Consider the following 22,467-nt stretch of genomic DNA (forward strand, 5'->3'; position numbering starts at 1 on the left):
GCCCCGCCTCCTGACCATACTGGGCCCATGACTGCCTGGATCCCCTCCCCCACGCTCGGCCTGTGCCAGCTACACATGCATGCGCACCTGCATCTGATGCAGGTCGGCCATGCCTGGGTGATCCGTTAGCAGCGAACGACGCTCACCGCCAAATTCCTCCACCAAATCCCCCTCAAGCCCGCTGCCCCAGCGGGCTTTTTTGTTTCCAAAGGTCCACCCGCCACGACCCCAGCCATAGGAGAGACTCACATGGACATTCGCATCCGCCGCCGCCAACTGTCAGACGCCGCCGCCATCGCCCGCTTGGTGGCCGAGCCCGCCGTTTTTGGTGGCCTGCTGCAAATGCCCTACGCCAGCGAAGAGCAATGGCAGCATCGCCTGCAAGAAAGCGCCAAGGCGGGACACGCGCTGCCGGATGTGCATCTGGTGGCGGAGCATGGGGATGAGTTGCTGGGCTGCGTCGGTCTGCACCCGGTCACCGGGCAAACGCGGCGCCGCCATGTGGCAGAGATGGGCATCATGGTGGCCAGCCGCGCGCAGGGTCAGGGTGTGGGCGCGGCACTGATGGCTGCGCTGTTGGACTATGCCGACAACTGGGCCCAGGTGCTGCGCATCGAGCTCACCGTCTATGCCGACAACGCTCGCGCGATTCGCCTCTACCAGCGCTTTGGATTTGTAGAGGAAGGCCGCATGCCTGCCTATGCCTTGCGGGACGGTGCTTATGTGACGGCTTTGGCGATGGGCCGCCTGCATCCCTCGCCGCCCATGATTCGCTAAAAAAACGCTTGTGGCCGATGCCAGCCAGGTCGGCCGGGGCAATGAAAAGCCCCATCGACCCACCCGTTCGCTGCGAGGCGGGTGACGTCATGGGGCCAGATCAAGCCATCAAATGGGGCGGAAGGTGCTGCGCTGGGCTTCGGCGACACGCGCCTCCGTCTCATCGGCGCGCTGCGGCGCCTGCGCTTTCTTGACCGGCTTGACCGGTGCGTTGCTGATGCGCTTGCCGGTAATCACCAGGCGCACCAGCTTGACCACCTCGCTGGCCTCAGCGGGGGCAGCGGGCACGAGCAGGCTTGAGGCCAGCAGCAATACGCCGGCCAACGGCATGCCATTTCGGTTTTTTGTCTTGCCTTGGCTGTTGAACATCAAAAACTCCCTTGCCCTCTTGAGGCCGATCCTCAGGATCTCAGGCCGCCAGTATCCCGACTCATCCCGGCCGGCTCCATCGCAAAGCGACGAACTGCGTTAATGGCCGATAAGCGGCGCTGCGCGGGCATGAAGTTCGCGCGCGCCGGCGCGCCAAGTCGATTGGGCTCGGTCAACGCGCCTCGCTGCGGGGCAATAATCAGCGCCAATTCAACTTCCCCGCAGCCTTCACCATGACATCCGTGCGCATCGATTACGCAGATTTCGCCAAACTCGCCCCCGGCGTGATGGAAGGCCTGGGCGCCATCGGCAAGGCCGTGGGCGGCTCGGGCCTGGGCAAGGACCTGATCGAACTCATCAAACTGCGCGCCTCGCAACTCAATGGCTGCGCTTTTTGCCTGCAGTACCACCTCAACTTGGCGCGCAGCCTGCATGTGCCGGCCGACAAGCTGGACCAGCTGGCCGCCTGGCATGAGGCGCCCGTCTTCAGTCCGCGCGAACGCCTGGCCCTGGCCTATGCCGAACAGCTGACCTTGTCCGCACAAGGCGCCATCAGCGATGAGTTGTTCGCCCAAGTGCTGGCCGAATTCGGCCCCGCCGATCTGAGCGTTTTGACCGCCTCGGTGGCCCACATCAATGCCTGGAACCGCATCGGCAAGGCCTTGCGCTTTACTCCGCCCGCGCCGCGCCAAGAGCATCAACAGCCGCCCGCCGCCAAGCCATGACGGCCGCGCGCACGGTACTCACCGAGTTGCGCAGCGCGCGCCTGCTGCTGCGCGCCCCGGCGCCCCAGCTCACTGAAGCCGTGTGCGCCTTTCAGTTGCGCAACCTCGCCCATTTCGCGCCCTGGGATCCCAGCTACCCGCCCAGCTATTTCGAGCCCGAAACCGTGGCGCAAGCCTTGAGCCAAAGCGCCCAAGCCTGGACCGACGACCAGGGCTATAACTACTGGCTGAGCCCACTGGAGGAGCCGGAAAAAATCATCGGCAAGGTGCAGCTCTCGCAGGTCTCGCGCGGGCCCTTCCAGAACGCGGCCTTGGGCTACAAGCTTGATGCTGCCGTGCAAGGCCAAGGCTTGATGCGCGAGGCCTTGCAATGCGTCATTGCGCAAGCTTTTGCGCCGGGCGGCATCCATTTGCATCGCCTGCAAGCCGCCGTGCGCCCGGAAAACCTGCGCAGCCTCGGCCTGCTGCAGCGCCTGGGCTTTGAAGACGCCGGCCTGCAGCGGCGCTACCTCTTCATCAACGGCGCCTGGCGCGACCATCAGGTCTTCGCGCTGATCAACCCAGCCTGGCCCGACTTGCAAGCGCCTTGCTAAAGCCGCGGCGCCGCCAAAAGCAGGCCGGCCAGCAGCAAACCCAGCAGCGTCAGCGCCAAACCGGCATAGGGTGCGAGTCGTCTCATGGGCAAAGCAAGCCTCAGGGTCTTCCATTCGTATGAGGACTTTACATTGATAAATTATTGTTTTACAGTAAATTTTTATCAATGAACAATGAAGAACTCACCATGAGCCGATCGGGCCAAGCCCTCCCCAGCGCCAGCTTTCGCGATGCCCAGGCCGCCAAGTCGATGAGCCGCCTGGCCCAAGGGGTCAAGCTGTTTTGCCTGCTGGGCGCTTTGGTGATTCTGTTGGGGCCGATCGCTTTTTGGACCAATCCGGAATGGGTGGAGTCCTCCGCCCGGCAGCAACTGCACCGGCCAGACGCGCTGCTGCAACTCGACAGCGGCGCCCGCTTGCTGGGCTGGCTGAGCAGCTGGCTCTTGGGCGGCGTGCGCCTGTTTGCGCTGTGGCAGGTTTGGGTGCTGTTCAGCTGTTTCCAACGCGGCGAAGTCTTTGCGACCGAGCCGGTGCTGCGCCTGCGGCGTTTTGCCTTCGCCCTGGTGGCGCACACCTTGGCCTCGCCGCTGGGGGACACCTTGTCCGTGCTGGCCCTGACCATAGGCAACCCGCCGGGCCAGCGTTTGCTCAACCTCGGCTTGGGCTTCGAGCATGGCTTCAGCCTGTTTTTCGGCCTGATCTTCTGGGCCATCGCCCGGGTGATGTTTGAAGCCACCCGCGTGGCGCAAGAAAACGCCGAGTTCGTCTGATGCCAGTGATCGTGACCCTGGATGTGATGCTGGCGCGGCGCAAGATGCGCTCACGCGAGTTGGCCGAGGCGGTAGGCATTACCGAGGCGAATTTGTCGCTGCTGAAGTCCGGCAAGGTGCGCGGCGTGCGCTTTGACACCCTGGCCGCGATCTGCCGGACGCTGGATTGCCAGCCCGGTGATTTGCTGAGTTATGTCGAGGGGCCCGAGCCAGCAAGTGACGGCCAAAGCGACGGCGAGCGCGATGCCAAATAAGGCAACGCCTTTGCGCCGCCCCCTGCTACTGGGCCTGCTGGCCCTGCTGCATCTGGGCCTGGGCTGGCTGATGGTTCAGCAGCTGCGGGCCAAACCCAGTGTGCAGTCCAGTCGCCAGGGTCAGCAAACCTTGCTGATCCCCATCTGGTTGAACGCCGGCAAGGCCAAGTCCAAATCAAACCCGCGCAGCGAACTGCAGGCCAGCTCGGCGCCTAACAACAAGGTGGCCAAAGCCGAGCGGCAGCCTGCAAAGCCAAGCCAGCCGGACGATCGCGTCACGACGAGCATCACCCTGATCACACCCAGCGCGGCCCCTTCAATTGCCGCAGCCGCCTCGGCCCCTGCAACCACGCAAGCCCCGCTCAATTTGCAACTGCCCGGCACCGCGCAAGAGCGGGCGCGGGCGGCCCAAGACCCGAAGCGCCCCTCATTTGCCGCCACCCAAGACCCGCGCAGCAATAGCCAGCGCCCGGACCTCGGTGAACGCATGGCGGCCGCCCTGGGCAGCGACCCAAGCAGGGTCGAAACCATCACCGGCGACGGCAAGCGGCGGGTGCGCCAAGGCTCGCTTTGCATCGACATGGAACAGCCCCGTATCGCCCGATTGGACCCCTTCAATCAAGGCATCAACCCCACCCCGGCCCTGAACAAGCTTTGCGATAAATAGACGCTGAATTCATCTCCTTTCCCTCCCCCGCCCTGGTCCGCCCTCCGTTCAACCTTGCCAATGGCTCACTCGCACACCATGAAGATTTCTCAGCTTGAATCGTTCACTACTCCGGCCCTGCGCAAGCTGGTGCTCGCCCTCGGCGGCTTGGTCTTGCTGAGTGCACAAGCAAGTGCTCAGGACGCCACGCCAAGCACCGCCGCTTCGGCGCCGACGCAGCTGGACACCGTCACGGTTCAAATGCAAAAGGACCCCGCCGTGCTGCCCTACGCGATGCTGAACCGGGTGCTCACCCAGCTGCAAACCGTGGGTGAAGGGCTGGTGCGCCTGGACTTCAAACTGCTGCCCAAGGACGATAAAAGACCGCTGGTCAACCCCAAGCTGGCCTTGAGCAGCGAAGACCGCTACATCCCCATTCCCGTCGCGCCCGACGGCGCCTTCGTGCTGCCGCTGCTGCCGCAAGCACAGGCCAAGGAGGCCGAAGTCGCCAGCAACCAGCCCAAGGGCTCGATGCGCATTCAAGGGCTGTTGGAGATCAACGCCAAGCCCGAGGAGGTGGACATGAAGCTGGTGCGCCGCCTCATGCGCGTGGGTCATAGCTTGCGCACCGAGATGCTGCCCTTCTACCTGCGTTGGCTGATGCCGCAAATCGAGGGCCTGAAGATCTGCAGCCCGCAAGCCGGCTGGCAGCTGGAATGGCCGGAGGGCGGCCAAACTTTGGCGCTGCCGCTGGAGGCCCTGCCCCCCAGCAAGAATCCTGTGGTCAAAAAGGACGGCAAGAACGAACCCGATCCGCGCCCCTTCTGCACCGTGCTGAGCGGCCAGGAGCGCTGGCCCGACGCAGCCAAGTTGGTGGCGCCAACGAACAGCAAGTTGTCGGTGCAACTGAGCCGCTGAAGGCCAGAGCGGCGAGGCAGCCCGCCGCCTTCTGCTGGGCTTGCCGCCTCAGCTGCGAAATTTTTCCAGCGCCTCGCCACTGATGCGGCAGATGCGCCAGTCGGGCAGCAAGGTGGCGCCCATGCGCTCGTAAAAGCGGATCGCGGTTTCGTTCCAATCCAGCACGCTCCACTCGAAGCGACCGTAGTCACGCTCCAGCGCGATCTGGGCCAAACGGGTCAAGATGCCTTTGCCCAGGCCCGAGCCACGGTGGGCGGGGCGCACATACAGGTCTTCCAGATACAGGCCAGGCTTGGCCAGGAAGGTGCTGAAGTTGGTGAAGAAGAGCGCGAAGCCCACTGTCTCGCCATCGATCTCACCGATCAAGGCCTCCACCACCGGCTTGTCGCCGAAGAGATGCGGGTGGAGCTTGTCGGCGCTCAGCGCCAACATATGCGTGAGGTTCTCGAACTCGGCCAGCTCTTCGATCAAGCTGACCAATTGCGGGACATCGGCGGGCGTGGCCGGGCGAATGGCGTAGGGTGGCGTTGAAGTCATGCGGGCATTCTGCCTGCCCGGCGCAGCTGTCGGGCCGCAGCCTTCGGGCGGCGAGCCCTTGTCGCCTGCCCGACATCGGCGCGCCCTTGCCTCCCCTATATTCACTGGCATGACCGAAGCCACTTCTCACTCAAGCGCCCGCCCCCAAGCAGCTGCCAGCTACACCCCACGCCGCCAGCACCAAAGCCAGTTCCTGACCCTGCGTGGCCTGCGCCATCATGTGCTGAGCTGGGGCGACGCCAGCCTGGTCACGCCCGACCGCCCGCCGCTGGTGCTGCTGCATGGTTGGATGGATGTGGGCGCTTCGTTCCAGTTCGTGGTCGACGCGCTTGCCGAAGACCGGCTGGTGATGGCCATGGACTGGCGTGGCTTTGGCCTGAGTGATTGCAGCGGCGCCGACAGCTACTGGTTCCCCGACTACCTGGGCGATCTAGATGCCCTGCTCAAGGCCATCAGCCCCGATCAAGCGGTGGATCTGCTGGGCCACAGCATGGGCGGCAATGTGGTGATGGCTTACGCCGGCGTGCGCCCGCAGCGCATCCGCCGCCTGATCAATCTGGAAGGTTTTGGCCTGCCCGATGCTGCGCCCGAATTGGCACCGGATCGGTTGATCCAGTGGCTGGACGAATTGCAGGCGCCGCCCCAACTCAAGCCCTATGCCAGCTTGGCCGAGGTGGCCGCCCGCCTGATGAAAACCAACCCGCGCCTGGCAGCCGACAAAGCCGCATGGCTGGCGCCGCATTGGGCGCGTGAAGTCAGCACCGCCCAGGGCAATGCAAGCGGCAGCGAATGGCAGATTCTGGGCGACCCGGCCCACAAGCTCACCAACCCAACGCTGTATCGCCGCGCCGAAGTCGTGGCCTGCTGGGAACGCATCGCCGCGCCCACGCTGTGGGTGGAAGGCAAGAACACCCAGGTGCTGCGCTGGTTCGGTGATCGTTTTCCCCGCGACGATTTCGAGCAGCGCATTGCCGTCGTCAAACAGCTGCGCCGCGTGGTTCTGGATGAGGCCGGCCATATGCTGCACCACGACCAACCCGAAGCCCTGGCGCAAGCGCTGGAAGACTTCTTGCGATGAAAACTTAAGGACGCTCCGCGCCCTCGGCCTGCAGCAGCGCGGCCGTCTGCGCATCCAGCCGCCCCATCGCCCAAGCGTAAAAGGCCACGATCAGGCAGAACACCATCAAGGCGCCTTGCGAGGCGACCCAAAAGCCAAAAGGCCAGCCGAAGAAATTGAAGGACAGGTCGCGGGCAAAGTAAATCAGCCCGAAGCTGGCCAGCGCCCACAGCAGCAAGAGCACCGCGGTGAGCCGGCAAGTGCGGCGCCAATAGGCCTGCAGCAGCCGAGCGCGGGGCTGCGTGCGGCGGCTCAAATCCTCGTAATCGGGCATTTCCATGGGCTTGCAGTGTGCCGCAGTTTGGCGCCACTTTGCCAAGCCGCTGCCTGAGCTGGGCCGCTCATGTAAAAATGCTGAATTGTTCGCGCGCGCGGCCGCCCTGCATCGGGGCCCCGAGCCAGCCGAAAAAGACCGCCGCGAAACTAGCTCTGACAGGATCCCTCATGGACATCGAACGCATCAACACCATCGGCACCACCTTGGCCGACCTGACAGCGCGTACTGACGCGCTAAGGGGGTATCTTTGACTACGATCGCAAAGCACTGCGACTGAACGAAGTCAATGCCGCGCTGGAGAACCCCAGCGTCTGGAACGAGCCCAAGCGCGCCCAGGAACTGGGCAAGGAAAAGCGCACGCTCGAGAACGTGGTCAGCACCATCGACCACCTGACCAGCAACCTCGCTGACAGCAGCGAGTTGTACGAGATGGTCAAGGAAGAGCAAGACTTCGACGGCTTGGAAGCCATCGAGGGCGACGCCGCCAAGCTCAACGAGATCGTTGAACAGCTGGAATTCCGCCGCATGTTCAACAACCCGGCCGACCCCAGCAACTGCTTCATCGACATCCAAGCCGGCGCCGGTGGCACTGAGGCCTGCGACTGGGCCAGCATGCTGCTGCGCCAGTACCTGAAGTACTGCGAGCGCAAGGGCTTCACCGCCACGCTGGAAGACGAAACCGCGGGCGATGTGGCCGGCATCAAGAGCGCCACCATCAAGGTGGAAGGCGAGTACGCCTTCGGCCTGCTGCGCACCGAAACCGGCGTGCACCGCCTGGTGCGCAAGAGCCCGTTCGACAGCTCGGGTGGACGCCACACCAGCTTTGCCTCGCTCTTCGTCTACCCGGAAATTGATGACTCGATCGAGATCGACATCAACCCGGCCGACGTGCGCACCGACACCTTCCGCGCCTCCGGCGCCGGTGGTCAGCACATCAACAAGACCGACTCGGCCGTGCGCCTCACGCACATCCCGACCGGCATCGTGGTGCAGTGCCAAGACGGCCGTAGCCAGCACAGCAACCGCGATGTGGCCTGGAAGCGCCTGCGTTCGCGCCTGTACGACCACGAGATGCGCAAGCGCGCTGAAGAACAGCAAAAGCTCGAAGACACCAAGACCGATGTGGGCTGGGGTCACCAAATTCGCAGCTATGTGCTGGACCAAAGCCGCATCAAGGACTTGCGTACCAACTACGAAACTTCGGCCACGCAGAAGGTGCTGGACGGAGATTTGGATGCGTTCATTTCTGCCAGCCTGAAGCAAGGCGTCTGAGGCCACAAGCCGCACTCGCCTGCAAACACCAGCAACGCGGCGCTCACTGGCGCCGCCTTTTTTTCACACCCCGAGGATGCCCGCCATGCGTGAAGGCAATGCCACCCTGATTCGCCGCGAAGACTATCAAGCCCCCGCGTTCTGGATTCGCACCGTTGACCTGAGCTTTGATCTGGACCCGGCCAAGACCCTGGTCACCGCCAAGATGCAGATCGAGCGCAACCAGGCCGTCGCCCACGGCGCCCTCCGCCTGCACGGCGAAGAGCTGAACCTGCTGCGCTGCTTGATCAACGGCGAGAGCGTGTCCTTCCGCCAGGAAGGCCATGAGCTGATCATCGACAACGCGCCCGACGCTGACTTCACGCTGGAGCTGCGCAACACCTGCGCGCCCGAGAAGAACACCACGCTCAACGGCCTCTACACCTCGGGTGGCAGCTTCTTCACGCAGTGCGAGGCCGAAGGCTTCCGCCGCATCACCTACTTCCTGGACCGCCCCGATGTGATGGCCGTCTACACCGTGACGCTGCGCGCCGACAAGGCCAAGTATCCGGTGCTGCTGAGCAATGGCAATTTGCTGGACTCAGGCGATCTGGACGCCACGCGTCACTTCGCCAAATGGCATGACCCCTTCCCCAAGCCCAGCTATTTGTTCGCCCTGGTGGCGGGCGACTTGGTGGCACGCGAGCAGCGCATCCGCACCCGCGCCGGCAAGGACCACCTGCTGCAGGTGTTTGTGCGCCGCGGCGACCTGGAGAAGACCGAGCACGCGATGAACTCGCTGATCGCCTCCATCGTCTGGGACGAAGCGCGCTTCAAGCTGCCGCTGGATCTGGAACGCTTCATGGTCGTCGGCGTGTCCGACTTCAATATGGGCGCGATGGAGAACAAGGGTCTCAACATCTTCAACACCTCGGCCCTGCTGGCTTCTGCCGCCACCGCCACCGACACCGACTTCAACCGCATCGAGTCCATCGTTGCGCACGAATACTTCCACAACTGGACCGGCAACCGCGTCACCTGCCGCGACTGGTTCCAGCTCTCGCTCAAGGAAGGCCTGACCGTCTTCCGCGACCAAGAGTTCAGCATGGACATGGCCGGCAGCCCCAGCGCCCGCGCCGTCTGCCGCATTGCCGATGTGCGCCAGCTGCGTGCCGCCCAGTTCCCCGAGGACTCGGGCGCCATGGCTCACCCGGTGCGCCCGGACAGCTATTCCGAAATCAACAACTTCTACACCGCCACGGTCTACGACAAGGGCTCGGAAGTCGTGCGCATGTACCAGACCCTGGTCGGCCGCGCCGGTTTCGAGAAGGGCATGAGCTTGTACTTCGAGCGTCATGACGGCCAGGCCGTGACCTGCGATGACTTTGCGGCCGCGATTGCCGACGCCAACCCCGGCTCGGCCCTGAGCACACGCCTGGACGCCTTCAAGCGCTGGTACTCGCAAGCCGGCACGCCGCGCCTTCAAGCCCGTGGTGTGTATGACGCTGCCGCGCAGACCTACACCCTGACGCTGACGCAACACAACCCCGCCACCCCAGGCCAAGAGCACAAGCTGCCCCAGGTGATCCCGGTGGCACTGGGCCTGCTGAGCCAAGAGGGTCAGGTCTTGCCCCTGCAACTGCAAGGCTCGGCCGAGGTGCTGAACGAGCAAGTGCTGGTGCTGGAAGAAGCGCAGCAAACCTTCGTTTTCGTCAATGTGGCCAGCGCCCCTGTGCCTTCGCTGCTGCGCGGTTTCTCCGCCCCGGTGGTGCTGGACGATGGCCTGAGCGACGCCGAACTGCTGGTGCTGCTGCAGCACGATGTGGACGCCTTCAACCGCTGGGAAGCCGGCCAACGCCTGGCGCTGAACCGCATCCTGGCGGCAGTGCGCAGCGGCACCCCTCTGCAATTGGACAGAGCCTACCTCGACGCCGTGCGCGCCGTGCTGCGCCACCCCGAGCTGGACGCCGCCTTCAAGGAAATCACCCTGACGCTGCCCGGCGAAGCCTATGTAGCCGAGCAGCTGGACGTGGTGGACCCGCAAGCCATCCACGCCGCTGTGGACGCCGCCCAGGTGCAACTGGCCGCCGCCCTGCGCGAAGACTGGGTGGCCGCGTTCGAAGCCAACCAGATCAAGGGCGGCTACACGCCCGACCCGGTGTCCAGCGGCAAGCGCGCCCTGGCCAATTTGGCCCTGAGCATGCTGGTGCTTGACGCGCAAGCGAGCCAAGACACCGTCTGGCCCGGCCGCGCCTACCAGCGCTTCAAGGACGCCGGCAATATGACCGACCGCCTGGGTGCCCTGTCGGCCCTGGTCGGCGCCCATGCCGAGCTGGCCGAGCCTGCGCTGGCCCGCTTCCACGAGCTGTTCAGCAAAGACCCCCTGGTGATCGACAAGTGGTTCGCCCTGCAAGGCCGCACCCCGGAGCGCGATGGCCGCACCTTCGCCCGCGTGCGCCAGCTGCTGCAGCACCCCGACTTCACGCTGAAGAACCCCAACCGCGCACGCAGCCTGATCTTCTCGCTGTGCATGTTCAACCCAGCCGCTTTCCACCGCGCTGATGCCGCGGGCTATGTGTTCTGGGCCGAACAGGTCTTGGCGCTGGACGCCATCAACCCACAAATCGCCAGCCGCCTGGCCCGCGTGATGGACCGCTGGAATGTGCTGGCCGAGCCTTACCGCAGCGCCGCCCTGCTGGCCATCCAGCGCGTGGCCGCCAAGGCCGACTTGTCGGTCAATGTGCGCGAAGTCATTACCCGCGCCCTGGCTTCGGCTCCCGATCAAACTCCAACGGCCTAACATCATGACCCGACGCATCAGCCTGACCCAATACCTGATCGAACAGCAGCGCCAGCATGGCCACATCCCGCAAGAACTGCGCTTGTTGATTGAAGTGGTGGCACGCGCCTGCAAGCGCATTGCCATCAGCGTCAACAAGGGCGCTCTGGGCGAGGTGCTGGGCACTGCCGGCAGCGAGAACGTGCAGGGCGAAGTTCAGAAAAAGCTCGACATCATCGCCAACGAGGTGCTGATCGAAGCCAATGAATGGGGCGGCCACCTGGCGGCCATGGCCTCCGAGGAAATGGAAGGCATCTATGTGGTGCCCAACCGCTTCCCGCAGGGCGAATACCTCTTGATGTTCGACCCGCTGGACGGCTCGTCGAATATCGACGTCAACGTCAGCATCGGCACCATCTTCTCGGTGCTGAAAAAGCCCGAAGGCTCGGCCGGCGTCTGCGAGGCCGACTTCCTGCAACCCGGCAATCAACAAGCCGCTGCCGGCTACTGCGTCTACGGCCCGCAAACCACCCTGGTGCTGACTGTGGGCGACGGCGTGGTGATGTTCACCCTGGACCGCGAGCAAGGCTCTTTTGTCTTGACCGAGAGCGACGTCAAGATCCCCGAAGACACCAAAGAGTTCGCCATCAATATGTCGAATATGCGCCACTGGGATGCCCCAATGAAGCGCTATATCGACGAATGCCTGGAAGGCAGCACCGGCGTGCGCGGCAAGGACTTCAATATGCGCTGGATCGCCTCCATGGTGGCCGATGTGCATCGCATCTTGACCCGCGGCGGCGTCTTCATGTACCCCTGGGACAAGCGCGAGCCCAACAAGGCCGGCAAGCTGCGCCTGATGTACGAAGCCAACCCCATGGCCTTCTTGGTTGAGCAAGCCGGTGGCGCCGCCACCAACGCCCGCCAGCGCATTCTGGACCTGCAACCCAGCCAGCTGCATGAGCGCGTGTCCGTCGTTCTGGGCTCCAAGAACGAAGTCGAGCAGGTCACCCGCTATCACCTGGAAGCCGGCAAATAAGCCAGTGCCGAAACAAAAGCCCAATATTTCTCTGCTAGAATTTTGGGCTTGATGCCGGTGTAGCTCAGTCGGTAGAGCAGCTCATTCGTAATGAGAAGGTCGGGTGTTCGATTCATCTCTCCGGCACCAATAAAATCAAACACTTAGCCAACCTCGCAAGGGTTGGCTTTGTTGTTTCTGGGCATCATGTAGCCACCATGTAGCCGCCAGTACGGCTTTTCCAGCTCGTATTGGCCTACGTCATCGCCTAACCACAGCCTTGCAGGGCCACACCGTGAGACCTCCCGAAGCGGAGGACTTGCACCGTCGCGAAGTACACGGCTTCCCAAATGGAGGACTACGGAGTCGGCCCTGCTATCTGCTTCGCGGGGTACTGCTCTGGATTGACCCAGTGCGAAAAGGTGAGGCGCATCCATCTGACTACTTCGACCGTACTGCGCAGTCGCCAACAAACTTCCGCTTCGCAGCTCTTAAGCGACTATGACGCGACAGAGCAAACAACCGACGCCATGAGAATCTTCCCAGCGCTCTATGCGCGGCAATCGCCCGCTTCTCAGGCATTTGCCCCCCATTCGCGGGAGTAGGCGTATCGCACCCACTTGAGGCCCATTCCCTGTACATGGGATGCTTCGAGGTCAGCTCTTGACTTGAAATTTAAGACTTGACCCAGAGTCTGTTTCGTCCGCTTTCACGCACTCCTAGAATGCACCAATGTCATCAGGCCACTAGAGCCTAAGGGAGGAATTAAATGAAGTGCAGTTCACATGCTATTTGGGCGCTAACGCTTGTTTGCATCATGTCACTGACAGGATGCTCGAACAAACCCCCCGGGTGTAGCAGTCCTGAAGCCGCCGAAACCTCAAGGAGAATTATTGTCGATGGAATAATTGATGCCCATCCGAATATGGCAAACAGCACGGTAGGAAACGGGGCGGCTTACTTTAGAGAATTCCTCGATACCATGAAAATTTCGTGGTCACAGGTCGTTTCAAACGGCTATGACGACAAAGCACAGAAATTCTCATGTGAAGGTCTTTTGACCATCACCCTCATTGACGGTTCCGCCATAACAAAGCAAACGGAATTTAGCACCCAACGCACCGCCGACGGGAAAGACTTCCTTGTTGCGTTAAGAGGTGCAGCATCACTGATCGATAAAATTGGCATCAAAGCCGCTGTCCATACCGTAAATAAACTCGGAATTGAAATCAAGAAATCCGAAGGCGAAAGCGATCAATATATTGGCTCCTACACCGGAAAGGGAGAGGGTGAAGTTGAGCTAAAAATCAAACAAGGACAGATAGTCGATCAGTATCGGGTATCCATGAGCACAGCAACAGAGGGATGTGCAGGGTCTGCAGAAGGAGTCGGAGTTCGAGTCGGGCACATCCTAAATATCACCGCAAGAGATGGGGAGGACATTTGCAAAGTGAAGGCCGAGTTCACTACCAATGGCGCCGTAATTTTGGAAGAAGTAGACGGTTGCTCATTCTTTCATGGCGCAGCTTGCGGTTTTTCGGGCCAGCTACACAAGAAGAACTGATTTTTTAATATTCAACAACTCCTGTCCGCAAGATGAATAATTAATTCGTCAAAGTTACTTCGACTTGCCGACCGCAGTTCTAGCGTTAGAACTAGCGCTGGGCCTTGCGGGCCTTGAGGGTGAGGCTTGAATACTATCCGGCTAACGGGACGGCATCCACCTATGCCGCGCAGTCCTAGCAGGAGGCCCATGTTTTCGGTAGTTCGATTTGAGCTAAAACGAGCAGTGCGGCCTGTAGGCGTGGCCCTTTCCGTGCCTAAGCCCGAAACTTTCGCCCTCGTGCTTGCCGGGCTTAGCCTAATCGTAGGTATGACGCGTCGTCGCACCAATCAAAAGTGACCTGTTAGGCTTGCACCTCGCTGAAAAACCGGCTTAAGTGGCCGGTTCTTTTTTGCCTTTGAGCTACCAACTTCGAAAATCCGAAGCTGCGAACATTGCCCTCCCCTCTCTGAACCCCGTATCCATGTCCAATCAGCTCAACCTTGAAGCCCTCGAATCGTGGCTCTGGGAGTCCGCCAACATCCTGCGCGGCTCCATCGACTCGTCGGACTTCAAGAACTACATCTTCGGTCTACTGTTCCTCAAGCGCTTCAACGACGTGTTCGAGGAGCGTGTTGCCCAGTTGATGCAGGCCGAGGGCCTGAGCGCGGCTGAGGCCGAGGAAGAGGTCGAAGACAAGTGGGGGCACTTCCCCGGCACGGCCCGCTGGCCCGACCTGATTGCCCGCACCGAGAACATCGGCGAGGCCCTGGACAAGGCGTTCGCCACCATCGAAGCGAACAACCCCGAACTGCAGCACGTGCTGACCGCCACCCAGTACGGCGACAAGCGCGTGCTGTCCGACGCCACCCTGCAGCGGCTGCTCCGCCACTTCAACCAATACAAGCTGGGCAATGCTGACCTCTACAAAGCGGACATGCTGGGCGACGCCTATGAGTACCTGATTAAGCAGTTCGCCGACGACGCAGGCAAGAAGGGTGGGGAGTTCTACACGCCTAAGGCGGTGGTGCAATTGGTGGTGGAACTCATCGACCCGCAGCCCGGCCACAGCGTGTACGACCCCACTTGCGGCAGCGGCGGTATGCTAGTGGAAAGCGCCCACCACATCGCCAACCTGCCGGGCGGCCTGCTGTTGGGGGCCAAGCCCAATGTGCTGCTTTTTGGGCAGGAAAAGAACCTTGGCACATGGGCCATCGCTAAGCTGAACCTCTACCTTCACAACATGCGGGCGGAGATTGAGCGCGGCGACACCTTGGTCGAACCCAAACACCTCGATGGCGACTACCTGAGGACCTTTGACCGAGTCATTGCCAACCCGCCGTTCTCGGCCAAGCAATGGTGGTCACCGCTGGAACTGGCCAATGAGGCAGAGCAGGGCGGCGACAAGAAGCCCAAGGCGCCGAACTACAAGCAGGTCAATGACCCCTACGGTCGCTTTGTCTACGGCATCCCGCCGCGTGGCTATGCCGACCTCGCCTTCGCCCAGCACATGCTGGCCAGCCTCAAAGCCGATGGCCGCATGGGCATCATCTTGCCGCACGGGGTGCTGTTCCGCAGTGGCGAAGAAGGCAAGATTCGCGAGGGCCTGCTGTTCGGCACCGACTCTGCCAGCGGCAATCAATCCGGCGACCTCATCGAGGCCGTAATTGGCCTGCCAAAGGCCCTGTTCTACAACACCGGCATTCCGGCCTGCGTGCTCGTCCTGAACAAACGCAAGCCTGCTGCGCTCAAGGGCAAGGTCATCATCATCGACGCCAGCCGCGACTACCTTGAAGGCAAGGCCCAGAACAGCCTGCGTGCTGAGGACATCGCCCACATCGCCAGTACGCACAAGGCGGCTTTCAAGCACCAAACCGAGGTGGAGAACTATTGCCGCGTGGTCTCGCTGGACGAAATTCGCAGCAACGACGGAAACCTCAACATTGCCCGATATATCGACAACGGCGAGACCGAAGAGACCGTCGATGTGGTGGCCACCTTGGCGCAGTTGGCAGCACTAGCCGAAGAAGAAGCACAGGTTGATGAGCGCCTGAACGGTTTTTTGGCTGAGCTTGGTTTGCTGGAGACTCAAGGATGAACGGATGGACCGTCGAAAAGCTCGCATCTCTAGTCAACGTCGTCTACGGCAAGTCCCCCGCCGAAATCGAGAAACTCGATGACGGATTTCCCATCTTCGGAACTGGCGGAGTTGTTGGATTCACGAATGAAATTGTTTGCGACGGCCCAAGTGTTATCTTGGGGCGAAAGGGCACGATTGACAAAGTTCAGCGATGTGCCGGGCCGTTCTGGGCAATTGACACCACGTACTACACGACTCCCAAACGGGAGTTCGACTGGTCATGGTTGTACTACGCCATCTCATCTTTCGACCTGAGAAAGCTGAACGAGGCTTCAGGTGTACCCAGTCTTAGTAGGGCGTCACTTGAAGCTCTCGAAGTGGCAACTCCTCCTCTTGACCTGCACCCTCCCAGCCGTACCAGCGTAATGGAGAGGAAGTCCATCAACCAGGAGAATGATGGACATGAAGAAGAGCAGATTTACTGAGGAACAAATCATTGGGTTCCTGAAGCAGGCCGAGGCCGGCATGCCGATCAAGGAGCTGTGCCGGCAAGGCGGCTTCAGCGACGCCACGTTCTACAAGTGGCGGGCCAAGTACGGCGGCATGCAGGCCACGGATGCCAAGCGACTGCGCGAGCTCGAAGGCGAGAACGCCAAGCTCAAGCGCCTGCTGGCAGAGGCCCACCTGGACATCCACGCGCTCAAGGACGTCTTCGGCGTAAAGCCCTAGCCCCGCAGGTCAGGCGCGACGCGGCGACCCAGATGATTGCCCAGCACCATCTGTCCGAACGCCGCGCGTGCCGCCTGGTGGGGCTCTCCAGAGACAGCTATCGCAACCCGCCCGTGGTCGATGAGGCCACGCAGCAACTCAGCGCCAAGATCGTCGAGATCGCACAGGTGCGGCGCCGCTTCGGCTATCGCCGCATCCATGACGTGCTGCGCCCACAGTTCCCAGGCGTCAATCACAAGCGCGTCTATCGGTTGTACAGCCAGGCGCAGTTGGCGGTGCGCAAGCGCAAGAAGATCAGACGGGCAGCCAGCGAGCGCGTGCCGCTCACCGTGCCGACCCGAGTCAATGAGGTGTGGAGCATGGACTTCGTTTCCGACAGCCTGGCCAATGGCCGGCGTATCAAGTGCCTGACTGTGGCCGACGACTTCACGCACGAGTGTGTGGACATCGCCGTGGACTACGGCATCTCGGGCCAGTACGTGACGCGGTTGCTGGACCGGGCCGCGATCTTCAGGGGCTACCCTGCGGCGGTGAGAACCGACAACGGGCCGGAGTTCACCTGCCGGGCCCACGGCGACGGCTCCTTCGGCCGGCGCCTGGCACAACTGGCGCGCATTGACCTACTGGTGATCGATGACTTTGCGATTGCACCGGTCACGGCGGCCGACCGTAACGACCTGCTGGAGTTGCTCGACGACCGGGTCGGCAGCCGCTCAACGCTCATCACCAGTCAGCTACCCGTCTCAAACTGGCACCAATGGTTGGATGACCCGACATTGGCCGATGCCATCTTGGACCGGATCGTCCATTCGGCACAAAAGATCGCGCTCAAGGGCGAGTCGCTGCGCAAGAAACAGGACTCGGTATGAGCACCAAACCAACCACCGCAGAACCGTCCGGGCCAGCCCAATTCAGGCTGATCGCGGACACCTGAGCTACCATCAACCCAGGCACTTGCGCGCACCCAAACTGTCCGCGATCAGTTTGAAACGCTGTCCGCCATCACGCTGAAATGGCTGTCCGGGATCGCTGAAATCCGCACTAAGGCATCCGTAGGAATGCCTGTCTACTGCGGCATTCAATAGCGGCATTTCATTGCGGCAGTCACTCCAACACCTTCATGAAATCTACATGCTGATAGCGGCGCCATAGCGGCATAGATTACCGGTGTTCTCAATGAGCCCCATACCTTGCCGTTCGGCGGGGTTCTGGAGCCTTATTGTGAATAGAGCAACTCACCTCAGCGCCGAGGTCTTTCAAACAGCTACCCGCACACGCAATCCGGGTGCTTTGGTGTCTCGCAAAAAGGCTTGCACTTTTTCGGCTGGGCAGGACAAACGTGCAATTGCTCCTGCGGTCAATTCGCATGCTTTGCTCACGTCTATTTGGCTGTTCTTGCTTGGGCGGGCCATATCGGGTCACTCCTGTTCTTTCTTGCCATGTAGCCACCATGTAGCCACTTTCTCGATATTTGGCGGAATATCTATCAACACAAATGCCGTCCATAAATCAAGTTATGTGCGTGCAACCTGTTGATTTACAATGAGTTTAGCCACCCCAATCCATGCCGCTCTACAATGTTTCCGGGTTATTCGTAATGAGAAGGTCGGGTGTTCGATTCATCTCTCCGGCACCAATACAAAAAACGCAAAGCCCAGTTCGCAAGAACTGGGCTTTGTCGTTTCTGGCGTGCATGTAGGCGATGTGTAGGCACTTTGGTCCGAACAAACTGACCGCCTCGTGTCAGTCGTGAGTGCGAAACACGACTTCGACCCTGAACGGCCAAGCCCGATTGACGGGAAGACTCCATGTACTCAGAAGGACGAAGCTCACAAACTGCAGTCGGGCCGCCTGGCGCCTTGCACTTGGGCTCCACGCGCACGCCGGAAAGCAGGCCGCGGCGCTATGCCTTCGCGTTCGTCTCCGCCATCATGACGCTGGCGATAAGCCCGTAGACGGAGGCCCAGGCCTCCTTCGTTGCCGGTGTGAATGCAGGACCCAAACCCTGCTCAATCGTCTTCAGCAGTGCGGCGCCCACGGTGTCGTAGTGGGCCGGCTGTACACCGTAAGTCGAGTGGCGTTGACCCAGCTGCTGAAGCACGGGCACAAGGGAATCAAGATCGTCTAGCTTGGCAACGGCGGCATTGATCATCTGCATCAACTTGCTCGCCTGCTGGGTCATGTCGCCCTTGAAGAGGGCTTTCAAGCTCGGGTCCGCTTCAAACAAGTTCGCGTAAAACAGCGCACCAGCAGCCGGGGCAATGGGGATAACTTTCGCCCATGAGTCCTGAACGAGGGTGATCGTTTGTTGGTCCATATTGGAATCCTGCTGGTGTTGTTGGCGGCTACTCGCAAACTCTTGCCGGCATGTAGTGACTCGGCTTGCGCAAGCCTGAAATGATGCCCGCGGGCGACCTGCAATTGCCGCTCCACTTGAGCAGGAGATTAGGCATCGGCGCGCTTGCGGCTGCGCAAACGTCGGAGGACAGGTGGGAGAAGCAAGCCAGCCAAGGTCATGGCAGCGAGTAGACCGACGAAAAGGGCTGGAAAGACCCAGGCTGGGTAGCTACTGAACCAGCCCATCAGGGTTGGGTTGAAAGCCTTACCGAACAATGCGCCAACCAGCCCGAATAGCCCACCCAAACACGCGTAGACGAGTGCGCGGCGCCCATCGAACAGGGCAGGACGTGGGCTGGATTCTGATTTGAAGTGAAGACTGGTCTTCGACATAGTTGAGCCAATGCCTAATGTGCAATATGTGCGGCCGTCGTTTGCAAGTCTGCTCGATATGAAGGTTAGGCCGCTGCCGCACCGCGCCCGGAATCTCGGAGCACGAGAAGTAGGCTAATGTTGTAAGAGAGAAACCCTTGCACGGCTTCGGTGACTTCGTTGCGGTCAATCCCACGCAGGTGTTGAACCTGGAGACGGACATCGTTGTCATAGTGACCTGCGGCCTTGTTGCGGAGTTGTGACCAGGATCGAATGCGTTTCAGCTGCGGCATCCAACGATCGCGAGCTGCTTTCAGGGCTTCGTGATCTACCGAAACGTCTCGATCAGTTGCCAGCTTGAGCATTCGATTCACGAGGTGGTTGCGGACGAGAAGATCATATTCGTACAGCCGATGAATGATGCTCTTGAGCGCGACCTTCTCGGCGAAGCCGGACGGATCATTCTTCCAGAGCGAGACAAGGTCATACGAAACGTCGTAATTGAAGATGGCGGACTGAAGTCGTAGCTCATAGAACTCGTGCGCCAAAGTACTTGAGGGAGGCGCTTCATATTCGGCAAGCGCCACGTTCAGACGGTCCTCGCTTTGCTTTAGCAGTTCATGCGGTGACTTCATAGGCGGCCTAACTCGGATATATGGAGACAGAAGTGACACAAAAATAGGCACCCTGTCTGCATCACATGCTCAATGCGACAAGACTGCAAGCGGCTTGTAGCTTCGCTTTGCGCGGCACTTGCGGTGTGAAAAAAAGGCATTAAATGACAAGCAAAACCTCACGCAGATTCTGGCCTTCATTTCAGGCTGCAGTGCTCAGTAGCAACCCACATCGGGGCCGCTTGATTTGATCGACGCCAAAACAAAAAGCACAAGGCCTCGCTCGTGAGAGCCAGGCTTTGTCGTTTCTGGGATTCGCACCACCCGCAGCGGAGGCGCAGGACCGCCGGATTTGGGTCGCATAATCAATCTGGCTTGCCCACTCCTGCCCACCCATGCACATCTTTTACCGACTGCCGGTTCTGCTGCTTTGCGCGCTGCTCTGGGGGCCGGCAGTTGGCCGGGACCTGCTGGCTGTAGGCACCCATTTCCCTCGCGTTTTCGAGTTGGATGCCAAGGGGCAAGCGAGCGGCTTGGCGGTTGATCTATTGAACCGGGCCGCTGGCTTGCAGGGGCAGCGATTGCGCTTTGAAAGCGTGCCGTGGGCGCGGGCGCAGATGATGGTGGAGCAAGGGCAGGCGGACATTTTGATCGGCCCCTATCGCACGCCGGAACGAGAGGCGCGCTTCCTTTTTTCGAAGCGCGGCTTTTATGAAGACGCGCTGGTGTTCTATGCCTTGCCCAGCAATGCAGGGCTGTGGCGTGGCGACCCGAACGAGCTGAGCGGCCATTCGGTGGGGCTGGTCGTGGGCTGGGCCTATGGCCCGGCAATCGAACAAGCCCGCAGCAAGCTCAAGCTCAGCCATCCAGGCGATGTGGCCACCGGCTTGCGCATGTTGCAACGCGGTCGCATCGAACTACTGGCCAGCAATGAGCGCAATACCGAACCGGTGCTGCAGGCGATGGGTCTGACGCAGCAAATGCTCGTTCTGCAACCGCCGATCGCGGTGCAGGCCGGGCATTTCGCCTACCCCCGCAACGCGCAGGGCGAGGAGTTGCGGCAGGCTTTTGACCTTGGACTGGAGTCGCTGCACAGCTCCGGCGCGTTAAGGGAGCTAGGGCGGCATTGGGGCGTCAAAGTTCCAGACTAAGGCGGGGCCGAGGGCCCTCGCCTTGCTGCACCGAATCCGGGAAACAGAGGCCACTCAGGACAGGTTCAAGCCCTCGTGCTCGGCAAGTGTCACCATCGCCGCCTCAAACATCGCCCGTGATGCGCCCGCCACGCGCTGCAGATGGGCGTGCAGTTCGGCATCAGCCGGGCTGCGCTTGATGCAGGCGGCGCTGTAGGCCTCAAAGCTGGAGAGTTGCATCAGCAACTCAGCGATGTGGCGCGGGCATTCGCAGGCCAGTGTGGGCGACAAGCCCGCAATGGCCGTCAGCGCCGCATCGTCAAAGCGGCGCGGCGGTGGGCTAACGCCATCGGCCAACAGCGTGTTGGCTGCGATCGCTGGCACAAGCGTCGGTGCCAGTTGGGCAGACTTGGCTTCAATGCTTGCCTGCAGCGCGCCGAGCCATTGGCCGAGATCCTCATCCTCGGGCGGCTCGCGCAAAAGCGCGGCACCGGCTTCGGCCAATGCCCGCTTGGCGGCGGCGCCGGCAAAGCGGTAGACCACAGCGAAGCGAGCCGCTGAGCGGGCTTGCTGCGCCAGCTTGATGATGGGCAACACTTCGGACGGCAGCGCGGGCCAATGGCAGATGAGCAAGTCGCAAGCCACCTCGGGCGCGTGGGCAGCGGCCTCCTCCAAACTCTCAAACACCGCCAGCAGCTTGAGCGGCTGGCCCAGGCTTTGCGCCACCGCCGGGCGCTGCAAACGCGCGGCCAGCGCATGGCCCACCACCACCACGCGCAAGGCGGCAGCACCCGGCCGCGCCGGCTTGCCTTTACTCCCGCCCGCTGCGGGACTGCTCTGCTGCGCGTGCAATTGCTGTGCAGCCAAAGCCTGCAGCTGCGCCGTGGACAAGCCGGCCGTGGCGCCGATGGCATGACCCTGATCAGTCAACTGGCGCAGCAGCATCACCCGCTGCACATCGGCCGCGCTGTAAAGCCGGTGGCCTGAGGGCGCCGTGCCGGGGCGCACTGCCTGATAGCGCTGCTCCCATATGCGCAGGGTGGCCACCGGCATCTGCGCCATGCGCGCGACCGCACTGCTGCGGAAAGACGGCGCGGCCTCTTCAATCAGCCCCCTGGAAGGTTCATTCGGCGGCGGCATTGATTTGCGCATCATCATTCGCTTGAGTTGATTTTGAGTTTGATTATGAGCGACAAATCGACACCAAAAGACCTTCGAGTTCATCATGAGTTGCTTTGTTTTATCATCCAGCCATGAAAACGCCCGCCGCCACGCCGCTTCCGACCCTGTATTTCGATGGCGCCTGCCCGGTCTGCTCCCGCGAGGTGGCGATGTACCGCAGCCAGCCTGGCGCCGAGCACATCCAATGGCTGGACGTGGCGCGCTGCGAGCCTGGCGAGTTAGGCCCGGGTTTGAGCCGCGAGGCCGCCATGGCCCGCCTGCATTGGCGCCACCCGGACGGCCGCCTGGTCAGCGGCGCGCAGGCCTTCACCACTCTGTGGCAGACGCTGCCGCGCTGGGCATGGCTGGGCCGGCTGCTGGGCTCTGCGTTCGCGCTCAAGCTGCTGGAACCGGCTTATCGGGGCTTTCTATTCATTCGGCGCGCTTGGCGCCAGCCCAAGTGAGGGTGG

General features: G+C 61.5%; 23 protein-coding genes and 1 tRNA gene. 18 read left to right on the forward strand and 6 right to left on the reverse strand.

The window, feature by feature from the left end:
* Positions 1-249: 249 nt before the first annotated feature.
* Positions 250-777: a GNAT family N-acetyltransferase gene (locus AT984_RS13000; RefSeq protein ID WP_058720450.1), complete on the forward strand. Its 528-nt coding sequence runs from the start codon at positions 250-252 to the stop codon at positions 775-777.
* Between the two features lie 108 nt (positions 778-885).
* On the opposite strand, the gene AT984_RS13005 is transcribed toward AT984_RS13000, so the two are convergent.
* Positions 886-1,146: a hypothetical protein gene (locus tag AT984_RS13005; RefSeq protein ID WP_058720451.1), complete on the reverse strand. Its 261-nt coding sequence runs from the start codon at positions 1,144-1,146 to the stop codon at positions 886-888.
* Positions 1,147-1,379: 233 nt separating this feature from the next.
* Between AT984_RS13005 and AT984_RS13010 the strand changes: the two genes are divergently transcribed.
* From AT984_RS13010 to AT984_RS13035, 6 genes are all read left to right on the forward strand, one after another.
* On the forward strand, positions 1,380-1,871 hold the full coding sequence (locus AT984_RS13010) for a carboxymuconolactone decarboxylase family protein (RefSeq protein ID WP_058720452.1): 492 nt from the start codon (positions 1,380-1,382) through the stop codon (positions 1,869-1,871).
* Positions 1,868-2,464, forward strand: coding sequence for a GNAT family N-acetyltransferase (locus AT984_RS13015; protein WP_058720453.1), 597 nt, complete (start codon positions 1,868-1,870; stop codon positions 2,462-2,464). The genes AT984_RS13010 and AT984_RS13015 overlap by 4 nt, the downstream gene beginning before the upstream one ends.
* A 188-nt stretch (positions 2,465-2,652) precedes the next feature.
* Positions 2,653-3,234, forward strand: a complete 582-nt coding sequence (locus tag AT984_RS13020) for a DUF2975 domain-containing protein (protein WP_197418075.1) — start codon at positions 2,653-2,655, stop codon at positions 3,232-3,234.
* Positions 3,234-3,488: a helix-turn-helix domain-containing protein gene (locus AT984_RS13025; protein ID WP_058720455.1), complete on the forward strand. Its 255-nt coding sequence runs from the start codon at positions 3,234-3,236 to the stop codon at positions 3,486-3,488. The genes AT984_RS13020 and AT984_RS13025 overlap by 1 nt, the downstream gene beginning before the upstream one ends.
* The gene (locus AT984_RS13030) at positions 3,478-4,155 is read left to right on the forward strand and encodes a hypothetical protein (RefSeq protein ID WP_156422022.1); all 678 of its coding nucleotides are present in this window, start codon (positions 3,478-3,480) and stop codon (positions 4,153-4,155) included. Before AT984_RS13025 ends, AT984_RS13030 begins: the two co-directional genes overlap by 11 nt.
* Before the next feature lie 78 nt (positions 4,156-4,233).
* Positions 4,234-5,052 (forward strand): DUF2987 domain-containing protein, encoded by an 819-nt coding sequence (locus tag AT984_RS13035; protein ID WP_058720457.1) that lies wholly within the window; start codon positions 4,234-4,236, stop codon positions 5,050-5,052.
* A 48-nt stretch (positions 5,053-5,100) separates the two neighbouring features.
* On the opposite strand, the gene AT984_RS13040 is transcribed toward AT984_RS13035, so the two are convergent.
* Positions 5,101-5,589, reverse strand: coding sequence for a GNAT family N-acetyltransferase (locus AT984_RS13040; protein ID WP_058720458.1), 489 nt, complete (start codon positions 5,587-5,589; stop codon positions 5,101-5,103).
* A 109-nt stretch (positions 5,590-5,698) separates the two neighbouring features.
* On the opposite strand from AT984_RS13040, the gene AT984_RS13045 reads away from it, so the two are divergent.
* A complete protein-coding gene (locus AT984_RS13045) occupies positions 5,699-6,667 on the forward strand; it encodes an alpha/beta fold hydrolase (RefSeq protein ID WP_058720459.1) in 969 nt (322 codons plus the stop codon).
* A 4-nt stretch (positions 6,668-6,671) separates the two neighbouring features.
* Here AT984_RS13045 and AT984_RS13050 read toward each other — a convergent pair whose 3' ends face one another.
* A complete protein-coding gene (locus AT984_RS13050) occupies positions 6,672-6,986 on the reverse strand; it encodes a DUF4212 domain-containing protein (protein ID WP_335338571.1) in 315 nt (104 codons plus the stop codon).
* Positions 6,987-7,150: 164 nt separating this feature from the next.
* Here AT984_RS13050 and prfB point away from each other — a divergent pair.
* The 8 genes from prfB (at position 7,151) to AT984_RS22535 (ending at position 17,252) form a co-directional block, all read left to right on the forward strand.
* Positions 7,151-8,255, forward strand: a protein-coding gene (gene prfB / locus AT984_RS13055) for a peptide chain release factor 2 (protein ID WP_156422024.1) whose coding sequence is annotated in 2 segments (ribosomal slippage) — positions 7,151-7,231 and positions 7,233-8,255 — 1,104 coding nt in all. Because the reading frame shifts where the segments join, the coding sequence is not laid out codon by codon here.
* Positions 8,256-8,340: 85 nt separating this feature from the next.
* Positions 8,341-11,034: an aminopeptidase N gene (pepN, locus tag AT984_RS13060; protein WP_058722311.1), complete on the forward strand. Its 2,694-nt coding sequence runs from the start codon at positions 8,341-8,343 to the stop codon at positions 11,032-11,034.
* 4 nt (positions 11,035-11,038) lie between these two features.
* Positions 11,039-12,052 carry a class 1 fructose-bisphosphatase gene (locus AT984_RS13065; protein ID WP_058720460.1) on the forward strand — a complete coding sequence of 338 codons (1,014 nt, stop codon included), beginning with the start codon at positions 11,039-11,041 and terminating at the stop codon, positions 12,050-12,052.
* A gap of 53 nt (positions 12,053-12,105) precedes the next feature.
* Positions 12,106-12,181: transfer RNA gene (locus tag AT984_RS13070), tRNA-Thr, on the forward strand.
* Between the two features lie 775 nt (positions 12,182-12,956).
* Entirely contained in the window at positions 12,957-13,595 is a 639-nt protein-coding gene (locus AT984_RS13080; RefSeq protein WP_058720462.1) for a hypothetical protein, read from the forward strand.
* Positions 13,596-14,058: 463 nt separating this feature from the next.
* Positions 14,059-15,672 (forward strand): type I restriction-modification system subunit M, encoded by a 1,614-nt coding sequence (locus tag AT984_RS13085; RefSeq protein ID WP_082680004.1) that lies wholly within the window; start codon positions 14,059-14,061, stop codon positions 15,670-15,672.
* A complete protein-coding gene (locus AT984_RS13090; RefSeq protein WP_058720463.1) occupies positions 15,669-16,139 on the forward strand; it encodes a restriction endonuclease subunit S in 471 nt (156 codons plus the stop codon). Before AT984_RS13085 ends, AT984_RS13090 begins: the two co-directional genes overlap by 4 nt.
* Positions 16,117-17,252, forward strand: a protein-coding gene (locus AT984_RS22535; protein WP_231741419.1) for an IS3 family transposase whose coding sequence is annotated in 2 segments (ribosomal slippage) — positions 16,117-16,378 and positions 16,378-17,252 — 1,137 coding nt in all. Because the reading frame shifts where the segments join, the coding sequence is not laid out codon by codon here. The genes AT984_RS13090 and AT984_RS22535 overlap by 23 nt, the downstream gene beginning before the upstream one ends.
* 1,034 nt (positions 17,253-18,286) lie before the next feature.
* Here the strand turns inward: AT984_RS22535 and AT984_RS13105 are convergent.
* Positions 18,287-18,700 carry a globin family protein gene (locus AT984_RS13105; RefSeq protein ID WP_058720464.1) on the reverse strand — a complete coding sequence of 138 codons (414 nt, stop codon included), beginning with the start codon at positions 18,698-18,700 and terminating at the stop codon, positions 18,287-18,289.
* A 478-nt stretch (positions 18,701-19,178) separates the two neighbouring features.
* Entirely contained in the window at positions 19,179-19,727 is a 549-nt protein-coding gene (locus AT984_RS13110; protein WP_058720465.1) for a hypothetical protein, read from the reverse strand.
* Positions 19,728-20,101: 374 nt separating this feature from the next.
* Between AT984_RS13110 and AT984_RS13115 the strand changes: the two genes are divergently transcribed.
* Complete coding sequence (locus AT984_RS13115) at positions 20,102-20,857, forward strand: substrate-binding periplasmic protein (RefSeq protein WP_058720466.1); 756 nt, start codon at positions 20,102-20,104, stop codon at positions 20,855-20,857.
* Positions 20,858-20,911: 54 nt separating this feature from the next.
* Here AT984_RS13115 and AT984_RS13120 read toward each other — a convergent pair whose 3' ends face one another.
* Positions 20,912-21,994 carry a MerR family transcriptional regulator gene (locus AT984_RS13120; RefSeq protein ID WP_197418077.1) on the reverse strand — a complete coding sequence of 361 codons (1,083 nt, stop codon included), beginning with the start codon at positions 21,992-21,994 and terminating at the stop codon, positions 20,912-20,914.
* A 95-nt stretch (positions 21,995-22,089) separates the two neighbouring features.
* Here AT984_RS13120 and AT984_RS13125 point away from each other — a divergent pair, with 95 nt between their 5' ends.
* Complete coding sequence (locus AT984_RS13125) at positions 22,090-22,461, forward strand: thiol-disulfide oxidoreductase DCC family protein (protein ID WP_058720468.1); 372 nt, start codon at positions 22,090-22,092, stop codon at positions 22,459-22,461.
* Positions 22,462-22,467: the final 6 nt, after the last annotated feature.

This window comes from Paucibacter sp. KCTC 42545 (genome assembly GCF_001477625.1).
Taxonomy (GTDB): domain Bacteria; phylum Pseudomonadota; class Gammaproteobacteria; order Burkholderiales; family Burkholderiaceae_C; genus Paucibacter_A.